At 72.6% G+C, this 22,512-nt stretch carries 16 protein-coding genes and 2 pseudogenes; 12 read left to right on the forward strand and 6 right to left on the reverse strand.

Going from position 1 to position 22,512, the window contains the following annotated elements; translation table 11 throughout:
- Positions 1-2: 2 nt before the first annotated feature.
- The gene (locus ACZ5WC_RS16310) at positions 3-1,337 is read right to left on the reverse strand and encodes a 3-oxoacyl-ACP reductase (protein WP_468541408.1); all 1,335 of its coding nucleotides are present in this window, start codon (positions 1,335-1,337) and stop codon (positions 3-5) included.
- A gap of 126 nt (positions 1,338-1,463) precedes the next feature.
- On the opposite strand from ACZ5WC_RS16310, the pseudogene ACZ5WC_RS16315 reads away from it, so the two are divergent.
- Positions 1,464-1,847: pseudogene (locus ACZ5WC_RS16315) on the forward strand (thiolase family protein); the annotation flags it as partial.
- A gap of 188 nt (positions 1,848-2,035) precedes the next feature.
- On the forward strand, positions 2,036-3,955 hold the full coding sequence (locus tag ACZ5WC_RS16320; protein WP_468541409.1) for an AMP-dependent synthetase/ligase: 1,920 nt from the start codon (positions 2,036-2,038) through the stop codon (positions 3,953-3,955).
- A gap of 37 nt (positions 3,956-3,992) precedes the next feature.
- Here the strand turns inward: ACZ5WC_RS16320 and ACZ5WC_RS16325 are convergent.
- The 3 genes and pseudogenes from ACZ5WC_RS16325 to ACZ5WC_RS16335 all read right to left on the reverse strand — a co-directional run.
- A pseudogene (locus tag ACZ5WC_RS16325) lies at positions 3,993-4,208 on the reverse strand (PIN domain-containing protein); the annotation flags it as partial.
- A gap of 6 nt (positions 4,209-4,214) precedes the next feature.
- Entirely contained in the window at positions 4,215-4,724 is a 510-nt protein-coding gene (locus ACZ5WC_RS16330) for a GNAT family N-acetyltransferase (protein WP_468541410.1), read from the reverse strand.
- Between the two features lie 91 nt (positions 4,725-4,815).
- Positions 4,816-5,238 (reverse strand): MarR family winged helix-turn-helix transcriptional regulator, encoded by a 423-nt coding sequence (locus tag ACZ5WC_RS16335; RefSeq protein WP_468541411.1) that lies wholly within the window; start codon positions 5,236-5,238, stop codon positions 4,816-4,818.
- Between the two features lie 189 nt (positions 5,239-5,427).
- Here ACZ5WC_RS16335 and eno point away from each other — a divergent pair, with 189 nt between their 5' ends.
- Positions 5,428-6,753, forward strand: coding sequence for a phosphopyruvate hydratase (gene eno / locus ACZ5WC_RS16340; RefSeq protein ID WP_468541412.1), 1,326 nt, complete (start codon positions 5,428-5,430; stop codon positions 6,751-6,753).
- Positions 6,754-6,851: 98 nt separating this feature from the next.
- Here the strand turns inward: eno and ACZ5WC_RS16345 are convergent, their stop codons facing one another.
- Positions 6,852-7,496 (reverse strand): TetR/AcrR family transcriptional regulator, encoded by a 645-nt coding sequence (locus tag ACZ5WC_RS16345; RefSeq protein ID WP_468541413.1) that lies wholly within the window; start codon positions 7,494-7,496, stop codon positions 6,852-6,854.
- Positions 7,497-7,590: 94 nt separating this feature from the next.
- Between ACZ5WC_RS16345 and ACZ5WC_RS16350 the strand changes: the two genes are divergently transcribed.
- A complete protein-coding gene (locus ACZ5WC_RS16350; RefSeq protein WP_468541414.1) occupies positions 7,591-8,784 on the forward strand; it encodes a serine hydrolase domain-containing protein in 1,194 nt (397 codons plus the stop codon).
- 128 nt (positions 8,785-8,912) lie between these two features.
- Here the strand turns inward: ACZ5WC_RS16350 and ACZ5WC_RS16355 are convergent, their stop codons facing one another.
- Complete coding sequence (locus ACZ5WC_RS16355; protein ID WP_468541415.1) at positions 8,913-12,122, reverse strand: BTAD domain-containing putative transcriptional regulator; 3,210 nt, start codon at positions 12,120-12,122, stop codon at positions 8,913-8,915.
- Positions 12,123-12,293: 171 nt separating this feature from the next.
- Here ACZ5WC_RS16355 and ACZ5WC_RS16360 point away from each other — a divergent pair, with 171 nt between their 5' ends.
- From ACZ5WC_RS16360 to ACZ5WC_RS16395, 8 genes are all read left to right on the forward strand, one after another.
- Positions 12,294-13,310: an NAD(P)-dependent oxidoreductase gene (locus ACZ5WC_RS16360; RefSeq protein WP_468541416.1), complete on the forward strand. Its 1,017-nt coding sequence runs from the start codon at positions 12,294-12,296 to the stop codon at positions 13,308-13,310.
- Positions 13,303-14,202: an NAD(P)-dependent oxidoreductase gene (locus tag ACZ5WC_RS16365; protein WP_468541417.1), complete on the forward strand. Its 900-nt coding sequence runs from the start codon at positions 13,303-13,305 to the stop codon at positions 14,200-14,202. The genes ACZ5WC_RS16360 and ACZ5WC_RS16365 overlap by 8 nt, the downstream gene beginning before the upstream one ends.
- Positions 14,203-14,322: 120 nt before the next feature.
- On the forward strand, positions 14,323-15,231 hold the full coding sequence (locus ACZ5WC_RS16370; protein ID WP_468541680.1) for an LLM class F420-dependent oxidoreductase: 909 nt from the start codon (positions 14,323-14,325) through the stop codon (positions 15,229-15,231).
- A gap of 11 nt (positions 15,232-15,242) precedes the next feature.
- Positions 15,243-16,040 (forward strand): SDR family NAD(P)-dependent oxidoreductase, encoded by a 798-nt coding sequence (locus ACZ5WC_RS16375; RefSeq protein WP_468541418.1) that lies wholly within the window; start codon positions 15,243-15,245, stop codon positions 16,038-16,040.
- Between the two features lie 137 nt (positions 16,041-16,177).
- Positions 16,178-17,302: an LLM class flavin-dependent oxidoreductase gene (locus ACZ5WC_RS16380; RefSeq protein WP_468541419.1), complete on the forward strand. Its 1,125-nt coding sequence runs from the start codon at positions 16,178-16,180 to the stop codon at positions 17,300-17,302.
- A 186-nt stretch (positions 17,303-17,488) separates the two neighbouring features.
- Positions 17,489-19,228, forward strand: a complete 1,740-nt coding sequence (locus tag ACZ5WC_RS16385; protein ID WP_468541420.1) for an N-acyl-D-amino-acid deacylase family protein — start codon at positions 17,489-17,491, stop codon at positions 19,226-19,228.
- On the forward strand, positions 19,225-20,688 hold the full coding sequence (locus ACZ5WC_RS16390) for an aldehyde dehydrogenase family protein (protein WP_468541421.1): 1,464 nt from the start codon (positions 19,225-19,227) through the stop codon (positions 20,686-20,688). The genes ACZ5WC_RS16385 and ACZ5WC_RS16390 overlap by 4 nt, the downstream gene beginning before the upstream one ends.
- Before the next feature lie 240 nt (positions 20,689-20,928).
- On the forward strand, positions 20,929-22,500 hold the full coding sequence (locus ACZ5WC_RS16395; protein ID WP_468541422.1) for an APC family permease: 1,572 nt from the start codon (positions 20,929-20,931) through the stop codon (positions 22,498-22,500).
- Positions 22,501-22,512 lie beyond the last annotated feature (12 nt).

Below are 22,512 nucleotides of genomic sequence, written 5' to 3' on the forward strand. Positions count from 1 at the left end.
TCTCACGCCCCCAGCAGGCTCTGGCCGCAGACGCGCAGCACCTGGCCGTTGACCGCGCCGGAGCCGGGCTGGGCGAACCAGGCGACGGCTTCGGCGACGTCGACCGGAAGGCCGCCCTGGGAGAGGGAGTTCATCCGGCGGCCCGCCTCGCGGATGAGGAACGGGACGGCGGCGGTCATCCTCGTCTCGATGAAGCCGGGGGCCACCGCGTTGACCGTGACGCCGTGCTCGGCGGCGGCGCGCGGCCCGAGCGAGCGGACGAGGCCGATGATCCCGGCCTTGGCGGCCGCGTAGTTGGTCTGGCCGTGGTTGCCCGCGATGCCCGCGATGGAGGCGGTGGCGACGATGCGGCCGCCCCGGTTCAGGGCGCCCGAGGCCAGGAGCTCGTCGGTGGTGCGCAGGACGCTGCCGAGGTTGACCTCGATGACCTGGGCCCAGCGGCCGGCCGGCATGTTGGCGAGGCGGCGGTCGCGGGTGATGCCCGCGTTGTGGACGAGGACGTCGAGCCCGTCCGGCGCGGCGGCGGCGATACGGGCGGCGGCGTCGGGCGCGGTGATGTCCAGCGGCAGCGCGGTGGCCCCGAGGCGGTCGGCGGTGCGTACGAGGCCGTCCTGGGCCTGGGGGACGTCCAGCACGACGACGTGCGCCCCGTCGCGGGCCAGCACGGAGGCGATGGACGCGCCGATGCCCCGGGCGGCCCCGGTGACCAGGGCGGTCCGGCCGGCGAGGGGAGCGGCCGGGTCGGGGGTGGGGCCGGGGGTGGCGGCGGTCAGCTCGATCACCTGGCCGCTGACGTACGCGGACCGGGGGGAGAGGAGGAAGCGGAGGGTGGACTCGGCGGCGGACACGAGGGCTTCGGGGGCCCCGTCGGCCGGCATCCGCAGGAGCTGCGCGGTGGTGCCGCGTCCGGCCTCCTTGCCCAGCGACCGGACGAAACCCTCCAACGCCTGCTGGGCGGCGGCCTGATGGTGGTCCTCGGAGGACGGCCGGCTGCCGAGGACGACGATCCGGCCGCCGGGAGCCTGCGACCGTACGACGGGGTGGAGGGCGGCGTGCACCTGGGCCAGGTCCGCGACGGCGCCGACCCCGGTGGCGTCCAGGACGATCCCGGCGGGCCGGGCCGCCTGCGGGTCGACGGTCAGCCCGGTCGCGGCCAGCGCCTTCGCCAGTTCGTCCGTGATCGACGAGGACCCGGCGGTCAGATGCAGCAGCGGCCCGTCCAGCCGGGGCGTCTGCGGGCTCCAGCGGCGCAGCGGTGCGGGCTGCGGCAGGCCGAGCCGACGAGTGAGGAAGCGGCCGGGTGCTGTGCCGGTGAGGTGCAGATAGCGATCGGCCATTGTCCTGACTCCCAGTGGGTCGTAGATTTACTCCTGAGTAAGGTTACTGAAGAGTCAGGAGCTGGTCGAGATGAACAATCCTGGACTGTCCGGGACGAGGCCGACCGGGGCGAGATGGTCACGGTGATGACGCCTCTCCCACAGCCGCGCCGCGTGGCGGTGATCGGCGGCAGCCGCACCCCGTTCGCACGCTCGGACGGCCCGTACGCGACCGCCTCCAACCAGGACCTGCTGACGGCCGCGCTCGACGGCCTGGTGGAGCGGTACGGGCCGGCCGGGGACCGGATCGGGGCGTTCGTCGCGGGCGCGGTCCTCAAGCACAGCCGGGACGTCAACCTGGCACGGGAGACTGTCCTCGGCTCCGCGCTCGACCCCCGCACTCCCGCGTACGACATCCAACAGGCCTGCGGCACGGGCCTCCAGGCGGTGATCGCCGCCGCCGACACGATCGCGCTCGGGGCCGCCGACTCGGCGATCGCGGGCGGCTCCCTGGCGGAACGGGACGGCCCGGGGCGGGGCCTGGTCTCGGTCTGCGCGGCGGGCGGGCAGGGGGTGACGGCGATCCTGGAACGCCCCTGACGCCTTTCCTTCTTCCTTGCCCGGCCTGTCTGCGCCCGACCTGTCCGCCTCTTCTGCCGGACGGACGACCCGGCGAACCGACCCGCCCGACCCCCGATCCCCGAACCGAGGAGCCGCACGTGTCAACGCCACTTTCCGCCCCCGCACCTTCCGCGTCCCAGCCGGTCCTGGTGGAACCGACGAAGAAGCGAGGCCCTGACGGCAGGGTCCAGGAGGTCTCCGTACCGAAGTTCGCGCCGGTCGTCGAGCGCGGCTCGCTGGCCGAGATCCCGTTCGACAACGCCAGGGAGGCCCCCTCGGACCCGGTCCTCAGCCGCAAGGACGACGAGGGCGTCTGGCGGGACGTGACGGCGACCGAGTTCGCGGCCGAGGTGCTGGCGGTCGCGAAGGGCCTGATGGCGGAGGGGCTGCGGGCGGGCGACCGGGTGGCGATCATGGCCCGGACGGCGTACGAGTGGACGCTCCTCGACTTCGCGTCCTGGGCGGCGGGCCTGGTCACGGTCCCCATCTACCCCACCTCCTCCGCCTTCCAGACCCGCTGGATACTCCAGAACTCGGGCGCGGTGGCGTGCGCGGTGGAGACGACGGAGCAGGGCCGCCTGATCAGCCAGGAACGCAAGCAGCTGGGCGATCTGGCGCACCTGTGGCAGTTCGACACGGGGGCGATCGGCCACCTGAAGTCCCTGGGCAAGGGCATCCCGGACGAGGCGGTCACGGCCCGCAGGTCGGCCCTGGCACCGGAGACCCCCGCCACCCTCATCTACACCTCGGGCACGACGGGCCGCCCGAAGGGCTGTGTCATCACGCACGGCAACTTCTTCGCCGAGGTCGACAACGCGATCGAACTCCTGCACCCGGTCTTCAAGTCGGTATCGAAGGACCCCGCCTCCACGCTCCTCTTCCTCCCCCTCTCGCACGTGTTCGGCCGGATGGTGGCGATCGGCTGCATGAGGGCGAGGGTCCGCCTCGGCCACGCCCCCTCGATCCGGACGGAAGACCTCCTGGCGGACCTCGCGGGCTTCCGCCCGACGTTCCTCCTCGCCATCCCGTACGTACTGGAGAAGGTCTACAACACAGGGAGGGCGACGGCGGAGAAGATGGGCCGGGCGTCGTCGTTCGACCGTGCGGCCCGCATCGCCCAGCGCTACGGCGAGGCGGTCGAGGCCGCCGAACACGGCACGGGCCCGGGGCCGGGCTTCGGCCTGCGCGCCGCCCGTGCCCTGTACGACCCGCTGGTCTACCGCCGCATCCGGGCGGCACTCGGCGGCAGGGTCCGGTACGTGATCTGCGGCGGTTCCCCGCTGGGCCGGCGGCTGGCCGCGTTCTACGAGGGCGCGGGCATCGGCGTCTTCGAGGGGTACGGCCTCACGGAGACCACCGCCGCCCACACGGTCACCCCACCCCTCAAGCCCCGCCTGGGCACGGTGGGCTGGCCGCTGCCCGGCACCTCGGTACGCATCGCGGACGACGGCGAGGTGCTCCTGAAGGGCGGCCAGGTGTTCCGGGGCTACTGGGACGCGGAACGGTCGGAGGTGGCCCCGGCGCTCCTGGACGACGCCTGGTTGCCCACGGGCGACCTGGGCGCCCTGGACGAGGACGGCTACCTCACGATCACGGGCCGCAAGAAGGACATCATCATCACCTCGGGCGGCAAGAACGTCACCCCGGCCCCCCTGGAGGACTGGCTGCGCGCCCACCCTCTGGTGGGCCAGTGCATGGTGGTCGGTGACAACCGTTCGTTCATCACCGCCCTGATCACCCTGGAGCCGGACGGCCTCCACCACTGGCGCCAGATGGCGAAGAAGCAGGACGTCCCGATGCGCGACCTGATCCACGACGAGGACCTGCGCACGTCGCTGCAACGCGCGGTGGACGAGGCCAACCGCTTGGTCTCGCGGGCGGAGTCGATCCGCAAGTTCGCGGTGCTGCCCGTGGACTTCACGGAGGAGAGCGGCCACTTGACGCCGTCGCTGAAGCTGAAACGGGACGCTATCGCACGGGACTTCTCGGCGGAGATCGAGGAGCTGTACCGGAGGTGAGGGGGAGGGGAGGCCGCCCTGGTGGCGAGTGCCCCCGTCACCGGTCCTCGGGCAGCAGCCGGAACGCTTTGTGCCCGGTGAGGGGCCGGACCATACGGAAGTGGCGGTCCGAGGTGAAGACGGCCTCGGTCCGGTACGCGGCGGCCAGGGCAACGTTCATCGCGTCCGTCAGCCCGATGCCCTTGCCGCCGTCCGCGTCCACGTAGCCCTCCGCGACGGCGATCGCCGCACTCAGGTGCGCGCTGGCCCCGGGCCCGTGCTACGGCAACGAGCGGGTGAGCCAGAAGACTTCACCGTTCTCTTCCGTGGAGACGCGATCCCGCTCGAACCCGAGCTTCTCCAGGACGCGGAGCGAGGGGGCGTTCCAGGTGCCGACGGTCGACCAGAGCCGCTTCCGGCCGGTCGCGACGGCCGCATCGAGCACCGCTGCGGCCGCCTCGGTGGCGTAGCCGCGCCCGTGCGCGTGCCGGAACAGCTCGTAGGCGATCTCCGGCTCCTCCAGGGTGGAGCGGCCGATGATCAGCCCGCAGTAGCCGATGAAGTCGCCTTCGTCGCGGCGTTGGACGGGCAGCAGGGCGATCCCGGTGGACGCGGTCGCGGCGAGCAGCTTCGCGATGTCCGTCCGGGTCTCCTCGACCGTGGGTGTCCCCTTGCCGCGTTCGGAGAGGAGGGCGGCGAACTCGGCCGCGTCGGAATCGGTCCACGGCCGTAGTACCAGCCGCTCGGTTTCCAGGTGGAACGGCATCGTGCTGTACGTGGGTACGGGCATGGGTCCCACCCTGTCACCGGCTCACGCCAAGGGGCGGCGCGGGGCGCGGCGGAAGCGCCCGTGCCAGGGGTGTGCGGCAGTCCCGCGTGGATCAGCGGGCGGCCAGCCGCTCCATCAGGGCGGCGCTGCGGGCCAGCACCTCCCGCTCCTCGCCGGTGAGCTCGTCCTCGATGGCCTGGGCGAGCCAGCCGGCCCGGCGCCCGCGTTCCGCTTCGAGCGCGGTCCGTCCGGCGGGGGAGAGGTCGACCAGGGTCTTGCGGCCGTCCGTGGGGTGCGCCTGGCGGACCACCAGACCCTGGTCCACGAGCAGCCCGACCGAGCGGGCCATGGACTGGGGGCGTACGCGCTGGTCCGCCGCGAGGTCGCTGGTGGTCATGGCCCCGTCGCGGTCGAGGGTGCCGAGCACGGAGACCTGGCCGTGCGGGATCCGGTCCTCGTGCTTCACGCGCCGCGTGAGCTTGCCCATCGCGATGCGTAGTTCCGCGGCGACGGCGGCGGGTTCCGGGTTGGGCATAGGGCACTTTAACCGGTGATGCCCGACGAGGCCGCCCGCCGTCCATGCACAGCAAAGCTAAACAGCAAAGCTAAACAGCAAAACTGATCAGCAGAACTGAACAGCATTGCTGTAGAGTCGTTGATGTCGCGGCACGCGCCAGCGTTGTCGCAGCAGGGTCGCGGCGCGCCTCAACGTGAAGGGCCTCCCATGGTTTCCCGGGCAGTCGAGTCCACAGGTATTCAGTCCGTCACCGCCGTTCAGTCCGTCACCGCCCGCCGAGTCCTCGACAGCCGGGGCAATCCCACGGTCGAGGCCGACGTCCTCCTCGCCGACGGGTCCCTGGGCCGGGCCGCCGTCCCCTCCGGTGCCTCGACCGGCGCACGCGAAGCCGTGGAACTGCGTGACGAGGACCCCGCTCGCTGGCACGGCAAGGGCGTCGACCGCGCGGTGGCCCACGTCAACGGTGAGATCGCGGCAGCGGTCGTGGGGCGCGACGCCGACGATCAGGCGGGCCTGGATGCCGCGCTCGTCGCGCTCGACGGCACCGCGGACAAGTCCCGCCTCGGCGCCAACGCGCTCCTCGGCGTCTCCCTCGCCACCGCCAAAGCCGCCGCGGCCGCCCACCGCCAGCCCCTCTACCGCTACCTCGGCGGTGTCGACGCCCGCCTTCTCCCGCTGCCGATGATGAACATCGTCAACGGGGGCGCCCACGCCGACAACCCGCTGGACTTCCAGGAGTTCATGATTGCCCCGGTGGGCGCGGAGACCTTCGCGGAAGCCGTCCGCATGGGTTCCGAGGTCTTCCACACCCTCCGGCGCGACCTGCTGTCCGCCGGGCACTCCACGGGCGTCGGCGACGAGGGCGGCTTCGCGCCCGCGCTGCGCACGGCCGAGGAAGCGCTCGACTTCGTCATGGCGGCCATCGACCGCACCGGATACCGGCCCGGCACGGACATCGGCCTGGTGATGGACCCCGCCTCGTCGGAGTTCTTCCGGGACGGTACGTACGTCTACGCGGGCGAGGGCGTGCGCCGCACCCCCTCCGAGCACGCCGCGTACCTGACCAAGCTCGTCGACGCGTACCCGGTCGTCTCCATCGAGGACCCCATGGCCGAGGACGACCTCGACGGCTGGCGGGAGCTCACCGCCCTCGTCGGCGGTCGCTGCCAGCTCACCGGCGACGACGTCTTCTGCACGGATGAGGCTCTGCTGCGCGAGGGCATCCGCACCGGCGTCGGCAACTCCGTCCTGGTCAAGGTCAACCAGATCGGCACCCTGACGGAAGCCCTCGACACGGTCGCCACCGCGCACCGGGCGGGCTGGACCGCTGTCATGTCGCACCGCTCAGGCGAGACGGAGGACACGACCATCGCGGACCTGGCGGTCGCGACGGGCTGCGGCCAGATCAAGACCGGATCGCTGTCCCGCTCCGACCGTACGGCCAAGTACAACCAACTCATTCGGATCGAGGAGGAGTTGGGCAAGTCGGCGCGGTATGCGGGCGGAGCGGTGCTGCGTCGTTCCTGCTCCTGACGGCGCTCGGTGCTCCAGGGGGCGGGGTTGCAGGCCCTTCGGGCGTGATCGCGCCGCCCTGAGAGCCACCGGTCGACGGGATGCCGGCGTGTGCTCTGTCAGCGACCCTCGCGGCCCTGTGCGCGGTGGTGGCACGTTCCGGTGAACACACGGCCGAGTTGGTCGTCCAGGGCGGCGAGGACGGCCGATTCCGGTGTGCCGTCGGGGTCGATGTGCGTGTGCAGGGCGAGCCCTTCGGTGAACGCGACGATCCGCAGGGCCTGTTCGGCGGCATCGATGCCCTCGGCGACCTCGCCGCACACCGTGCCGTTGCCGATGGCCCGGGCGACGCGTGAGCGGACCCCCGCGAGGGTCTCCCGCTGCACGGCGGCGAGGCGGGCGCTGTGGGCGGCCTGGTCCGCGAAGGCGAGACGGACCAGGAACTCGGCGCGGCGGGCGTCGTCGAGCGGGACCAGCTCGGCCAGCGCCTGCCGCAGCATGTCGGCGATGGTGCGGCCCTCGGCCTCGCCCCGGTTCACCGACGCGTCCACGCGCGCGGTGAACCGCTCGTTGACGCGGGTGAACGTGGCAAGCAGCATCTCGTCCTTCGCCGTGAAGTAGTGCTGCACCAGGCCCACGGAGATGCCCGCTTCGGCGGCGGTCCGCGCGACGGTCACGGAGCTGAGGCCGTCCCGCGCGATCAGGCGCTGAACGGCGTCACTGATCTGCCCGTGGCGGGCGTCATGGTCGGCGACTCTCGGCATGCGAAGACGGTATCGCGTGCTATAACCATATGCGCATACTGTTATGGGAAGGGAGCCTCCGATGATCCGACGACGCTCAACCCGCCTGTTAGGCATGACACTTGTCCTGGCGCTGTCGCTGTCCCCCGGCGTGGCAGCCGCAGGCGCGCCCACGGACCGAGGCGCGGCCACGGGCCCAGGGGCGCCCAAGGGCCCAGCGGCGTCCGACGGTCGTCGCGACCGGGCCCTGCAAGCCCTGGTCGACCAGGTCGTGGCCGACCCGAACCCCAACCCCGGCGCCTTCCTCCTCGCCCGCGAGGGCTCGAAGGTCCGCTTCGGCGCGGCCGGTGTCGCCGACCGGTCCACGGGTGCGCCGATGAGGCCGGACCTGAAGTTCCGCGCCGGAAGCATCACCAAGACCTTCACCGCGACGGTCGTCCTGCAACTTGTCGCCGAGCACCGGCTGCGCCTCGACGACACCGTGAACAGCCTGCTGCCCGACCAGGTCCGCACCGGCAACGCCCTGTCCGGCGAGCCCATCACCGTCCGCCATCTGCTCAACCACACGAGCGGGCTGTACGACTACCTCGACGGGCTGCTTCCGCACTTCCGCAGCGTCGACCAGTACTGGCCCCGCGACCAGCTGATCGGTATCGGCCTGGCCCAACCCCGGTACTTCCCCGCTCCCGGCACCCGGTTCCGGTACTCCAACACCAACTACCTGCTGCTCGACCTGATCGTCGAACGGATCACCGACCGGGACCTGCGCACCAACCTCGAACGCCGCATCCTCGTACCGCTCGGGCTGCGTGACACCTCGTACCCGCTGGCGAAGAACACGATCGACGGACCTCACGCGCGCGGCTACACGGACATCTCGTTCCTGCTGCCGGACGCACCGGACGCCACCCGGTTCGACATCACCGCGCTCAGTCCGTCCGAGGCCGGGGCGTCGGGCGCCATCGTCACCACGGCGGCGGACATCGCCCGCTTCTACCGAGCGCTGCTGCGAGGGCGTCTGCTGCCGCCGGGCCTCCTGCGCTCCATGCTCACCGACACGGTCCCCACGACCGGCAGCGCCGCCCCGCCCGCCGTCGGCTACGGCCTGGGGGTGTACGTCTACGCCACTGACTGCGGTCCCGCGTACGGCCACGGTGGCACCTCGCCCGGCTATCTGACCTACGCCCTCAACAGCCGCGACGGGCGCGGGCAACTCGTCGCCCACACCAACTGGAGCGCGCTCGCCGACATGGGGATCGACAAGGACTTCTGGACTGCCTTCCAGCGGGGGTACTGCGCCCGACGCTGACGGCCGGGGACCGGCCACCGGGCAGGCCGCGACGACGGCGCAGCGAGGGCCGGCACGGCATGGTCCTCACGGTGCCGGGGTCCGGCCGTTCGGTGGCCGGGAGCACCGCGCCCGGCGGCCGGGCCCGGTCATGCTCCGCCGGCCGGAAAGTCATCGGTGCCCGCCAGGAATTCCCGCCTGAATCCCTCCGCGCTCAGCGCCGCCCGCACCGCCGCCCCCACCCGGTCCACGTCCCCCCGCTCGGCCTCGGGCAGCGGGGCCCCCGTTGCCGCGCGGGCCCGGTGCGCCGCACCCAGCAGGCGGGCCGCCCGCACCGGATCGCCCGCCAGGGCGTGGGCTCCCGCCAGGCCCTCCTGAGCGAGGGCTACCGCCCGGGGGTCGCCGCTCTCCCGGGCGGCGGCGAGGCCCTCGTGGTGCATCGACAGGGCCGCCTCCGCGTCACCCCGCTGCTCGGCGAGGAAGCCGAGCTCGACCAGGAGCAGCGCCGGGCCGGGGCCGAAGGAGACCTCGCGGTGCCAGGCCAGGGTCTTGCGGAGCAGCTTCTCGGCCAGTTCGGGGTCGCTTGCGCGCCGCGCTCCGAGGGCGAGCCCGATCTCTGCGTGCACCTCGCCCGCCGCGTAACCGTGCTCGGCGGACAGTGCGACCGCCCGCTCGTGCAGCGCGGCGGCCTCCGCGAAGTCCCCGGTCAGCAGGGCGACCCGGCCGAGCCCGGTCAGCCGGTCCGCGGCGTCCGGCCACAGGCCCAGGTGCTCGGCGCTCGCCAGGCCGTCGCGGTGCAGCTCCTCTGCCCGGGTGTAGTCGCCGGTGATCGCGGACAGGGCGGCCCGTACGTACCCGCTCTGCAACCGGCCCCATCCGTCGCCCAGTTCCCGGAACATCGCGTGGGACTCCGTCGCGTCCCGCCGCGCTCCGGCCAGGTCGCCCCGGAGCAGTGCCACCGTGGAGAGGGTCGCCAGCGCCGCCGCTGTGCCCCAGGCGTCGCCCGCCGCACTGGCCCCCGTCAGGGCCCGGTTCGCCAGGGCCTCGCTCCGGGGGAGGTCCTCTCCCGCCGTGACCGCCGCGTGCGCCAGAAACCATGTGGGGCGGGCCAGTTGGGGGGAAACTGAGGGCCAGGCTCCCCGAGTGGGGGCGGTGCCCGGGTGGGGGGCGCCGCCCTGGCCGGGGGTGCCGCCCTGGCCGGGGGTGCCGCCCTGGCCGGGGGTGCCCTCGGGGTCAGGGACGCCGTTCGGGCCAGGAGCGCCGCCTTCCCCCGCCAGCACCGCGAAGCCCTCCTGCCAGAGAGCTGCTCGGGCCCGGACCTCAGCCCTCGCGTCGCCCGGCACGGCCGGGCCGCCCAATGCCGCTCCGAGCGCCCTCCGCGCCTCGCTCCAGCGGCCCCGCAGGAACCAGTACCAGGTCGCCGCGAGCGCCAGCCGCAGCGCACCCTCGGCGTCCCCGCGCTCCACCGAACGGGCCAGTGCCACACGGAGGTTGGCGCTCTCCTGGTCAAGCCGTTCCAGCCACGCCCGCTGTCCGGGGCCGTGCAGCTCCTGCGCCGCCCTCTCCAGCAGGGCGGTGCAGTACGCGTGATGGAGCTTCTCGTGGCCGCTCACCTCGCCCGCCTCCGCCAGACGCTCCCGCGCATAGGCGGCCACCGACTCCGGCAGCCGGTAGCGGGGGTCGCCGGAGGGCCCGTCCGTCACCGTCAGCAGGGAGCGGTCCACCAGACGGATCAGCGGTTCCAATGCATCGAGGTCAGCACCGCACACCGCCTCGGCCGCCTCCAGCGAGCAGCCGTCGGCGAAGACGGCCAGCCTGCGCAGGACCGTACGCTCCTGCTCGTCCAGCAGCTCCCAGCTCCAGTCGATCACCGCCCGCAGCGTGCGGTGACGGCCCGGGACGTCCCGGCGGCCGCCCGCCAGGAGCCGGAACCGGTCGTCCAGCCGCGTGGCCAGCCCCCGTGCGCCCAGGGCGCGCACCCGGGTGGCGGCCAGTTCCAGGGCCAGCGGCAGCCGGTCGAGGCGGCGGCAGATCTCCGCGACCGCCGACGCGTTCTCCCCGGCTGCCGTGAACCCGGGCGCGGAGGCCGCCGCGCGCCGGGCGAACAGCGATTCCGCGTCGGCCTGCGACAGCGGCGGCACCACCCACACCGACTCGGCGGCCAGCCCCAGCGGCTCCCTGCTGGTCGCCAGGATCCGCAGCCCCGGGGCCGCCGCCAGTATGCGGCGCACGGTCTCGGCGGCGGCGTCCACCACGTGCTCGCAGTTGTCCAGCAGGAGCAGGGAACGGCGGGAACGCAGTGCCTCCTCCAGGTTCGCCCCCGCGTCCTCGCGCAGGCCGAGCGCCGTGGCGATCTGCTCCTCCACCCCTCCGGCCGCCGCCAGCGGAACCATCCGTACGCCGTCGGGGAAGGCCTCGGCCGTGCGGCGGCCCACCTCCTCGGCCAGCCGGGTCTTGCCGACTCCGCCCGGGCCGGTCAGCGTCACCAGTCGTTCGCGCCCCAGGAGTTCGGTCAGTGCGGTCACCGCATCCGCGCGGCCGATCAGTTCGGTGAGCGGCGCGGGCAGGGTCACCGGGCGGCGCGGAGCGGGCTGTGGCGGCTGAACCGGTGCCAGCGAGGCATCGTGCCGCAGCACCGAGCGGTGCAGGGCGACCAGTTCGGGCCCCGGGTCGACCCCCAGCTCCTCGGTCAGCAGGTCGCGCACCTCGGTGTAAGCGGCCAGCGCCTCGGACTGCCGACCTGCCCGGTAGAGCGCCTGGATATGCACGGCACGCAGCCGTTCGCGCAGCGGGTGGGCGGCGGTCAGCTCACCCAGCTCATCCGCAACGGCGTGGTGTTCGCCCAGGGACATGCGTGCCTCGGCCAGCGCCTCCACGGCGGTGAGACGTTGCTCCTCCAGCCGGTCCGCCGCCACGCGCACCGCCTCCCCGTCTCCCGCGTCCGCGAAGGCGACCCCTTGCCACAGCGCCAGCGCCTCCGTCAGCAGCTCCGCCTTCGCCCGGGGCTCCCCGGTGGCATACGCCCGCGCTGTCCGCTCGGTGAACCCCAGGGCGTCCACCTCGGCCGCCCCCGCCCGGAGCAGATAGCCCGGCGGCCGGGACTCCACCAGGGCCTCGGCACCCGGCTCGGCCTCGGCCAGCGCCCTGCGTAGCCGGGACACCTTCGTCTGGAGCGCCCCGGCCGGGTTGCGGGGCAGCCGGTCGCCCCACAGAGCCTCCACCAGCCGGTCCGCCGGTACCGCACGTCCGGCGTCGAGGAGCAGGGCGGACAGCAGCGCCCGCACCTTCGCCTCCGGGACGCTCACCGGGGCTCCGTCCGATGTCGTCACGGTGAGCGGGCCGAGCACGGAGAAGCGCATGGCTGAACGGTAGCCCGACGGCCCTGACGGCCCCGACGGCCCTGGCCGCCGGTGGACCGACAGCAGGCCGACAGCGGACCGACAGAGCCGGTCGGCACGGTGGTTCCACCCGGGGGCAGCCCCCGGGAGCGCACCAGAAGACCTGAGGACTTACCGAGAGCGGAGTGACGCATGTCCGTACAGCAGGAGCAGAAAGCAGTCATCGAGGGCTTCGGGAGCGCCGAGAGCCCGGACGCCCACGGCGTCGACACGACCACCGCCACCGCCACCGCCACCGTCTCCGTCATCGGCCTGGGGCAGCTGGGTACCCGCCTCGCCCAGGCCTTTCTCGCCGCCGGGCACCCGACGACCGTGTGGAACCGCACCCCCGCGAAGGCCGATGCGCTCGTCGCCCAGGGCGCGGCCCGCGCCGCTGGTCCGGAGGCCGCGGTGGCCGCGAGTCCGCTGGTCGTCGTGTGCCTGCCGGACTACGCGACCGTACGCGGCCTGGTCGAGCCGGTGGCCGGGGCGCTGCGCGGCCGGGTGCTGGTGAACCTCACCTCCGGTACGCCCCAGGACGCGACGGAGACCGCACGCTGGGCGGCCGGACACGGCATCGGCTACCTCGACGGGGCGGCCATGAGCGGCACCCGGCTCGTCGGGCGCCCGGACGCGCTGTTCGTCTTCGGTGGTCCGGGCGGGGTCTTCGCGGCGCACCGGGAGGTGCTGGCCGCCCTCGGCAACTCCGTCCACGTGGGCGACGATCCCGCGCAGGCCCCGGTCTACGACACGGCTCTCTTCGGCGCGGCCTGGGGCGCCTTGGCCGGGTTCTACCACTCGATCGCCCTCGCCGGGGCCGCAGGCGCCGACCTCCGCACGTACGCGGAGGTCGTGACCGGCCACATGGGCTTCGTGACCTCGTTGATGGCCGACCACGCCCGCCAGATCGAGGAGGGCCGCTACCCCTCGGACGACGGCACGGTGGAGGTGCACCGGGCCGCCATGGACCACCTCGTCCACACCAGCCGCGCGGGCGGGGTCGGCACCGAGGTGCCGGAACTGTTCGGGGCCCTGCTGGCGGGGGCGGAGGGCGCCGGGCACGGCGGGAGCGGCATCGCCAGCGTCGTCGAGGCGATGCGGGCCGCGCCCAGAACGGCGACGGCCACCCCGGCCCCGGCCCCGGCCGTGAAGGGCCGGCGCCATGTCTGACGGCACTGAGCGGCGCACCACTGCCCCGCACATCACCCTCGTCGGGCTCGGCCGCATGGGTGCGGCCATCGCCGCCGCCTTTCTCGACGCCGGGTATGCAGTGACTGTGTGGAACCGCTCTCCGGGAAAGGACGGCGCGCTCGTGGAGCGGGGCGCGGTCCGGTCCACCAGCCTGGCCCGGGCAGTGGCGGCCGGGCCGGTGGTCCTCGCCGCGCTCGTCGACAGCGCGTCCGTACGGGAGGTGTTCGGGCCGGTCGGCGAGGTGCTGCGCGGCCGGACCCTCGTCAACCTGGCCAACAGCAGCCCGGACCAGGCCCGGGAGCTGGCCGACTGGGCCGTCCGCCACGGTATCGACTACCTCGACGGCGCCATGATGGCGCTCCCCGAGACCGTCGGCACTGACGACGCGTTCTTCCTCTACAGCGGATCCGAGCGCGCATTCACCACCTACCGGGGGGAGTTGGAGGTGATGGCGTCGGCCCACTACTTCGGGGCCGACCCCGGAGCCGCCGAGGTCCACGATCTCGCCGTCCTCTCCACCGGATACGCGGCGCTCACCGGATTCCTCCACGCCCTCGCGCTGCTGGAACCGTCGGGCACGGACCCTGAGGCCTTCGCCCCGCTCGCCGCCCGCTGGCTGCGCGGCATGGCCGCGTTCCTGCCGGAGCTGGCCCGGGAGGCGGGGGCGCGTTCGTACGGGGACGGGGTCTCCACCGTCGACCTGAACCGGGCCGCGGTCCACAGCCTGCTCCGCCTCGGCGCCGACCACGGCGTGGCCGGTGACGTCCATGAGCCGCTGCGGGCGCTGCTGGACCGGCGGGCCGCCGAGGGGCACGGCGGCGACAGCTTCTCCAGTGTGCTGGAGCTGATGCGGCCCGCACCCCTTGTCTGATGCACCGTCAGGTATGACGATGGCGGCCGTCGCCCGGGGCGTGACCGTCCCGGGCCGGAGGGGAAGGAGGCTGCCGTGCCGATACCGCTGCCGTCGTCCGACGGGCCGCTGTCGTACGGAATGCAGCTGCCGGTCCAGTCGCAGAGCGCCATCTACGCGGAACCCTGGGAGGCGGCGGCGACCCCCGCCGACCTCGCCCGGATCGCCCGCGCCGCCGATCGCGGTGGCTTCGCCTACATTGCGAGCTGCGACCATGTCGCCATCCCGCGACGGCTCGCCGAGGGGATGGGCACCGTCTGGTACGACCCGGTCGCCACGCTCTCGTTCCTCGCCGGGGTCACGAGGCGCGTCCTGCTGATGAGCCATGTCGCCGTCGTCGGGCTGCGCCACCCGCTGGTCACCGCCAAGCAGTACGCCACCCTCGACCACCTCAGCGGCGGGAGGCTGATCCTCGGGGTCGGGGCCGGGCACGTGCGGGAGGAGTTCGAGGCGGTCGGGGCGGACTTCGACGGGCGCGGCGGTGTCCTCGACGAGACGATCGACGCGCTGCGGGCCGCGCTCGGGCCCGAGGAGTACCCGGAGTTCTCGGGCGAGCGGTTCTCGTTCGGCGGGCTCGGGCAGCTGCCCCGGCCCGCGCAGGAGCGGGTGCCCCTCTGGGTGGGCGGCTCCTCGCCCGCCGCCGTGCGCCGGGCCGCCGTACGGGGGGACGGGTGGCTCCCGCAGGGCGACCCCCGCGACCGGCTGCCCGCACAGATCGCCCGGGTGCACGCCCTGCGGGGGGAGGCGGGCGTCGACGCCCCGATCGTCATCGGCGCGATCACCGAACCGCTGTACGTCGGTGAGCCCGGGTGGCCGGTGGGGCGGCGGACGCTCGCCGGGAAGCCGGAGGAGCTGGCCGCGTCGCTGCGGGAGTACGCGGCGATCGGCGTGCACCAGATCCAGGTGCGTTTCCGCAGCCGGAGCGTGGACGAACTGACCGATCAGATGGCGGCGTTCGATACGGACGTGGCCCCGCATCTCAACACGTAGGGGAGAGCGTCATGGGCAAGCTGGACGGGCGGGTCGTCCTCGTCACCGGCGCGGCGCGCGGACAGGGCGAGCAGGAGGCGCGGCTCTTCGCGGCCGAGGGCGCGCGGGTCGTCGTCGCCGATGTGCTGGTCGACCAAGGGGAGTCGCTGGCAAAGGAGTTGGGGGAGGAGTTCGGTGAGGGGGCGGCCCGGTTCGTGACGCTGGACGTCGGGCGCGAGGAGGACTGGACCGCCGCCGTCGCCGTGGCCAAGGACGCCTTCGGGAAGATCGACGGGCTTGTCAACAACGCGGGCATCCTGCGCTTCAATGAGCTGGTCAACACCCCCCTGGCGGAGTTCGAGCAGGTGGTGCGGGTCAACCTCACGGGCGCGTTCCTCGGGATGCGTGCCGTCGCGCCGGAGATCGAGGCCGCGGGCGGCGGGACGATCGTCAACACGTCCTCGTACACCGGTCTGACCGGGATGCCCCTGGTCGGCGCGTACGCCGCGACCAAGCACGCGGTGCTGGGGCTCACCAGGGTCGCCGCCATGGAGCTGGCGGGAAAGGGGGTCCGGGTCAACGCCGTCTGCCCGGGGGCCGTCGACACGGCCATGAGCAACCCGGCCCTGCTGGACCCGGACGCCGACCTGACGACGTCGAGCGCCGCCCTGGACGCGTACTACCGCAAGCTCGTCCCGATGGGCCGGATCGGGCGGCCCGAGGAGGTCGCCGCGCTGGTGCTGTTCCTGACCTCCGAGGACTCCTCGTACATCACCGGACAGCCGTTCGTCGTCGACGGGGGGTGGCTGGCCGGCGTCAGCCCCTTCTGAAGCATCTTGCCTGACGCGGCGTCAGGTATTGACGGGTCGCGGTGGCGGTGGAACAGTCGGTCGCATCACAATCTGACGGTACGTCAGGAAACTGCCGGGGAGACCTGGGCAGGAAGACTTGAGGACGGTGAACCTCCGTGGAATTCGGGCTCTTTGTTCAGGGGTACGTGCCCGCCGCGCGTGCCAGGGTGGACCCCGAGGCAGAGCACAAGGCGCTGATCGAGGAGACCGAGTACGTCATCCAGGCGGACAAGTCCGGCTTCAAGTACGCCTGGGCCTCCGAACACCACTTCCTGGAGGAGTACTCGCACCTCTCCGCCAACGACGTGTACCTCGGCTACCTCGCGCACGCCACCGACCGCATCCACCTCGGATCGGGCATCTTCAACCCGCTCGCCCCCGTCAACCACCCGGTGAAGGTGGCCGAGAAGGTCGCCATGCTCGACCATCTCTCCGAGGGGCGCTTCGAGTTCGGCACCGGGCGCGGGGCTGGCAGCCACGAGATCCTCGGGTTCATGCCGGGCATCACCGACATGAACCACACGAAGGAGCTGTGGGAGGAGACGATCGCCGAGTTCCCCAAGATGTGGCTCCAGGACGAGTACGTCGGCTTCCAGGGCAAGCACTGGTCGCTCCCGCCGCGCAAGATCCTGCCGAAGCCGTACGGGGCCGCTCACCCGGCCATGTGGTACGCGGCCGGGTCGCCGTCCTCGTACGCCATGGCGGGGAAGAAGGGGCTCGGGGTACTGGGGTTCAGCGTGCAGAAGGTCTCCGACATGGAGTGGGTCGTCGAGTCCTACAAGAACGCGGTCAAGGACGCCGATCCGGTGGGGGCGTTCGTCAACGACAACGTGATGGTCACGTCCACCGCGATCTGCGCCGAGACGCACGCCAGGGCGGTGGAGATCGCGGTGGGCGGCGGACTCCACTATCTCCAGTCGCTGCTGTTCCGCTACCACGACACCTTCCCCCGGCCGGAGGGCATCCCGGAGTGGCCCGCGCTGCTGCCGGAGTACACGGAGGAGATCGTCGAGCTGCTCATCGCGGAGGAGCTGATGATCTGCGGCGACCCGGACGAGGTGCTGAAGCAGTGCCGTCGGTGGGACCGGGCGGGGGCGGACCAGCTGAGCTTCGGGCTGCCGATCGGGATCAGTCCCGAGGACACGATGAACACGATCAAGCTGATCGGGGAGCACGTGATCCCGAAGATCGATACGGATCCGGTGCATCGGACCTCGCGGTTCCGGGGCTCGGCGGGCTGAGGCTGCCCGCCTGCCCCGGGCCGACGTCGGGGCTCCGCCCCGAGCCCCGCGCCTCAAACGCCGGCGGGGCTGGACAAGCCGGGCGGCGTCTTCCCGGATCGTCGCCCTGATGAGCCGGGGTACGTACCGCGGCCGAAAGCGTGCGTACCCCGGCTGTCCCAACCGAACCGAAGAAGGGACACCGTCATGCTCGACCACCTCATTCGCCACGCGACCGTCGTGGACGGCACCGGCGGTCCCGCCTACACGGCCGACGTCGGAATCCGCGGGGGCAGGATCGCGGTCATCGCGGAGCCGGGGGCGGTCTCCGAGGAGGCCCTCACCAGCGAGGACGCCGACGGGCTCGTCCTCGCACCCGGGTTCGTCGACCCGCACACGCACTACGACGCCCAGCTCTTCTGGGACCCCTACGCCACCCCCTCCATGAACCACGGCGTCACCACCGTCGCCGGAGGGAACTGCGGGTTCACCCTCGCGCCGCTGAACCCCGACCGGCCCGAGGACGCCGACTACACCCGCCGGATGATGTCCCGGGTCGAAGGCATGGCGCTCGCGGCCCTGGAGGAAGGCGTCGACTGGACCTGGTCCACCTTCCGCGAATACCTCGACGCCCTCGAAGGGCGCATCGCCGTCAACGCCGGGTTCATGGTCGGCCACTGCGCCCTGCGCCGGCACGTCATGGGGCCGGACGCGGTCGGTGGCCGGCCGACCCCCGCGCAACTGGACGCCATGCTCGCCCTGTTCCACGACGCGATGGACGCCGGGGCCTGGGGTCTGTCCACCACCCAGTCCGCCACGCACTCCGACGGCGACGGCGAGCCCGTCGCCTCCCGGCACGCCCGGCCCGAGGAGCTGCTCGCCCTGTCCCGCGCGGTCGGGGAGCACGAGGGGACCCAGCTGGAGGCGATCGTCGCCGGGTGCCTGGACCAGTTCTCGGACGAGGAGGTCGACCTCCTCGTCGACATGACGGCCGCCGCCGGGCGCCCGCTCAACTGGAACGTCCTCACCATCGACGCCGCCGTCCCCGAACGCGTACCGCGCCAGCTGATCCCCAGCGAACGCGCCCGCCGCGCGGGCGGCCGGATCGTCGCGCTGACCATGCCGATCCTCACACCGATGAACATGTCGCTCGGCACGTTCTGCGCCCTCAACCTCATCCCCGGCTGGGGCGAGATCCTGGCCCTCCCCGTGCCCGAGCGGATCGAACGCCTCCGGGACCCCGCCATCCGCGCCGAGATGCTGCGCCGCGCCGACAGCAAGGAGGCCGGGGTCTTCCGGCGGCTCGCGAACTTCGGCCGGTACGTCATCGGGGACACCTACAGCACCGCCAACGAAGGCCTCGGCGGACGTGTCGTCAACGACATCGCGGCCGAACGCGGACAGGACCCCTTCCACTGCCTGGTCGAGATCTGCGCCGCCGACGACCTGCGTACGGTCCTGTGGCCGATGCCCAGCGACAACGATCCGGACTCCTGGGCGCTGCGGCAGCGCACCTGGGAGCACGAGGACGTCATGCTCGGCGGTTCCGACGCGGGCGCGCACCTGGACCGGATGTGCGGGGCCCCCTACACCACCCGCTTCCTCGGCGACTGCCTGCGCGGGCGCAGGCTGGTCCCGCTGACGGCCGCCGTCAAGATGCTCACCGACGACCCGGCCCGGCTCTTCGGGCTGCGCGAACGCGGCCGGATCGAGGAGGGCTTCCACGCCGACCTCGTCCTCTTCGACCCCGAGCGGATCGACGCCGGACCCGCAACGCTCGTCCACGACCTGCCCGGGGACAGCCCGCGCCTGGACTCCAAGGCCATCGGGATCGTCTCCGTACGCGTCAACGGCATCGAGACCCTGCGCGACGACAAGGTCACGGGGGCGGTGCCGGGGACGGTGCTGCGCTCGGGCCGCGACACCCGGACGGTGAGCACGGCGTGAGCCCCGAACCGCAGCGGCTGTTCATCGGCGGTGGGTGGGCCGAGCCCGCCGACGGCCACTACGAAGTGATCGACCCCGCCACCGAGGAGGTCGTCGGCCTCGCCCCCGAGGCGAGCCGCGCCCAGGTGTACGAGGCAGCCACGGCCGCCAAGGAAGCCTTCGGCCCCTGGTCGCGGACCCGCCCCGAGGAGCGCGCCGCGATCCTGGACCGGGCGGCGGACATCATCCAGCGCGACTTCCCCGCCCACGCCGACCTCGCCCGCGCGGAGAGCGGAGCGACCGCCTCCACCGCCCGGGGCATGCAGGTCGCGGTGGGCGCCGCCCGCTTCCGGCGGTACGCACGCGGCGCCCTGGAGCCCGTCGAGGAGGCCATCGCACCGCAGATCAACGAGGCCGGGCCGATGGGGCGGGCCGGGGTCTTCGGGGCGCTGGCGGTCCGCCAGCCGGTCGGTGTGGTCACCTGCATCACCTCGTACAACAACCCCTGGGCCAACCCGGCGGGCAAGGTCGCGCCCGCGCTCGCGATGGGCAACACGGTCGTCGTGAAGCCCGCCCCGCAGGACCCGCTCTCCGTCTACCGGATGGCGGCCGCCCTCGCGGAGGCAGGTGTTCCGCCGGGTGTGGTGAACGTCGTCACCGGGTCGGGCGCGGAGGCGGGGGAGGCCGCCGTCGACTCCCCGGACGTCGACATGGTCAGCTTCACCGGCTCCACGGCCGTCGGGCAGCGCATCGCGGAGGTGTGCGGGCGGGGGATGAAGCGGCAGCTGATGGAGCTGGGCGGCAAGGGGGCGGCGATCGTCCTCGAAGACGCTGATCTCAGCTCCGCGGTCGCGGGGATCGGGACGACGTTCTCGTTCTACAGCGGACAGATCTGTACGGCTCCGACCCGCGTCCTGGTCCACCGGTCCCGCCAGGACGAGCTGATCGCCGGGCTGGCCGCGTACGCGAACCGCCTCGCCGTCGGGCACCCCGCCGACCGGGCCACCGTGGTCGGCCCGGTCATCTCCGCGGCCCACCGCGAACGCGTCGAGGCGTACGTGGAGCTGGGCCGCAAGGAGGGGGCGCGGGTCGTCACGGGCGGCGCCCGGCCCGCCCACCTGGACCGGGGCTTCTACGTGGCCCCCACCCTGCTGGCCGACTGCACCAACGACATGCGGGTCGTCCGCGAGGAGATCTTCGGCCCGGTCGTCGTGGTCGTCCCGTTCGACGAGGACGAGGAGGCTGTGGTGCTCGCCAACGACAGCGACTACGGCCTCATCGACTACGTCTGGTCCGGCGATGTGGCCCGTGCCTTCCGTCTCGCCCGGCGGCTGCGCGCGGGCGGCGTGGGCGTCAACACGGTCGGGCGGAACATGGAGGCCCCGTTCGGCGGGTTCAAGAAGAGCGGGGTGGGACGGGACGTGGGCTCGTACGCGCTGCACGCCTACAGCGAGACGCAGGCGATCGTCTGGCCGGGCTGAGGCGGCTTCCCGGAACCCGACGCAGAGGCCGCGGGAAAATTTTGAATCGGCACAAAATGGACAGTGCTGCGATTACCGTACGTCGTCACGTCCGGCCGACCGTCATGCATTGCAAGGTTTCATGTGAATGTGACCTTGAATTGATGAGGCATTCACGGGTGGTTGGCCGGTGTACCTAAGGGTGAGACGTTGGAGTCTCACGCTCCGGATGTGGATATCGCAGCGCATAGCGTCCCTCTCATGACTCAGCTGGACGCGCGGCCACGGGCCGGAGACACGGTACGGGGAAGCGCCCCGGCCGAGGGCGGTGTACGCGACAAGGGCCTCGGCGGGAACTCCGTCGGCCTGATGGGCAGCGCCGTCATCGGTGTCTCCACCGTCGCCCCCGTCTACTGCCTGACCTCCACTCTCGGCGCCACCGCCGGTGAGGTCGGCGTGCAGATGCCCGCCGTCTTCCTGGCCGGGTTCCTGCCGATGCTGCTGGTGGCCTTCGCCTACCGCGAGCTGAACCGGGCGATGCCGGACTGCGGCACCTCCTTCACCTGGACGGTGAAGGCGTTCGGCCCGCGCGTCGGCTGGATGTGCGGCTGGGGCCTGGTCATCGCGACGATCATCGTCCTGTCCAACCTGGCGGGTGTCGCCACCTCGTTCTTCTGGCTGCTGGCGGGTGAGGTCACGGGCAGCCCCTCGGTCGCCGCCCTGGACGACAACAGGCTTGTCCACATCGGCACCTGCCTCGCCCTCATCGCCGTCGCCACCGCCATCAGCTACCGGGGGATGACCGCCACCAAGGGCATCCAGTACACCCTGGTCGGGCTGCAACTGGCAGTGCTCGCCCTGTTCGTGGCGATGGCCCTGAACAAGGCGGGCAGTGGCGGCGCGGACTTCGCCACCTCGCTCGACTTCTCCTGGTCCTGGCTGAACCCGTTCGCCGTCCAGTCCTTCGCGGCCTTCACGGCCGGTCTCTCCCTCTCCATCTTCATGTTCTGGGGCTGGGACGCCTGCCTGACCACCAATGAGGAGACGACCGGCAGCGAGAAGACCCCGGGGCGCGCCGCCCTCATCGCGATGGTCGTTCTGGTCGGCGCCTACCTGGCCACCGCCGTCGCCGCCCAGATGGCCGTCGGCTCCGGCACCTCCGGGCTCGGCCTCGCCAACCCGGAGACCGGCGAGAACGTCTTCGCCGCCCTCGCCGGCCCGGTCATGGGTCCCGGGCTCGGCGTGCTGCTCTTCGTCGCCGTCCTCGCCTCGGCCGCCGCCAGCCTCCAGACCACGTTCATCCCGGTGGCCCGCACGGTCCTCGCGATGTCGACGTACGAGGCGATGCCGGCCTCGTACGCCAAGGTCCACCCCCGCTTCAGGACGCCCGGCCGGGCGACGGTCACGGCGGGCATCGGCACCGGCGTCTTCTACACCGTGATGACCCTGGTCAGCGAGCACGTCCTGCTCGACACCATCTACGCGCTCGGGCTCATGATCTGCTTCTACTACGCGCTGACCGCCTTCGCTTGCGCCTGGTACTTCCGCGCCGAACTGACCCGCTCCGGCCGCGACCTGGTCTTCAAGGGCCTCTTCCCGGTCGTCGGCGGCATCCTGCTCGCCGCCGTCTTCGCCAAGACCCTCCACGACATGTGGGACCCGGCGTACGGCTCCGGCTCCTCGGTGTTCGGCGTCGGCTCGGTGTTCGTCATCGGGGTGGGGCTGCTGCTGCTCGGCCTGGTGCTGATGGCCGCGATGGAGCGCCGCAGTCCGGCGTTCTTCCGGGGCCGGGTACTGACGAAGGAGACCCCGGCCCTGGTGGTCGAGGACTGAGGTCTCCGGTGC

It is taken from the genome of Streptomyces sp. NPDC033165, assembly GCF_055577965.1.

What these genes read in the sequence shown, in the direction of transcription:
- ACZ5WC_RS16310 (WP_468541408.1), bottom strand. Translation starts at nt 1,337, where the DNA reads ATGGCCGATCGCTATCTGCACCTCACCGGCACAGCACCCGGCCGCTTC.
- ACZ5WC_RS16330 (WP_468541410.1), bottom strand. Translation starts at nt 4,724, where the DNA reads ATGCCCGTACCCACGTACAGCACGATGCCGTTCCACCTGGAAACCGAG.
- ACZ5WC_RS16335 (WP_468541411.1), bottom strand. Translation starts at nt 5,238, where the DNA reads ATGCCCAACCCGGAACCCGCCGCCGTCGCCGCGGAACTACGCATCGCG.
- eno (WP_468541412.1), top strand. Translation starts at nt 5,428, where the DNA reads ATGGTTTCCCGGGCAGTCGAGTCCACAGGTATTCAGTCCGTCACCGCC.
- ACZ5WC_RS16345 (WP_468541413.1), bottom strand. Translation starts at nt 7,496, where the DNA reads ATGCCGAGAGTCGCCGACCATGACGCCCGCCACGGGCAGATCAGTGAC.
- ACZ5WC_RS16350 (WP_468541414.1), top strand. Translation starts at nt 7,591, where the DNA reads ATGACACTTGTCCTGGCGCTGTCGCTGTCCCCCGGCGTGGCAGCCGCA.
- ACZ5WC_RS16355 (WP_468541415.1), bottom strand. Translation starts at nt 12,122, where the DNA reads ATGCGCTTCTCCGTGCTCGGCCCGCTCACCGTGACGACATCGGACGGA.
- ACZ5WC_RS16360 (WP_468541416.1), top strand. Translation starts at nt 12,294, where the DNA reads ATGTCCGTACAGCAGGAGCAGAAAGCAGTCATCGAGGGCTTCGGGAGC.
- ACZ5WC_RS16365 (WP_468541417.1), top strand. Translation starts at nt 13,303, where the DNA reads ATGTCTGACGGCACTGAGCGGCGCACCACTGCCCCGCACATCACCCTC.
- ACZ5WC_RS16370 (WP_468541680.1), top strand. Translation starts at nt 14,323, where the DNA reads ATGCAGCTGCCGGTCCAGTCGCAGAGCGCCATCTACGCGGAACCCTGG.
- ACZ5WC_RS16375 (WP_468541418.1), top strand. Translation starts at nt 15,243, where the DNA reads ATGGGCAAGCTGGACGGGCGGGTCGTCCTCGTCACCGGCGCGGCGCGC.
- ACZ5WC_RS16385 (WP_468541420.1), top strand. Translation starts at nt 17,489, where the DNA reads ATGCTCGACCACCTCATTCGCCACGCGACCGTCGTGGACGGCACCGGC.
- ACZ5WC_RS16395 (WP_468541422.1), top strand. Translation starts at nt 20,929, where the DNA reads ATGACTCAGCTGGACGCGCGGCCACGGGCCGGAGACACGGTACGGGGA.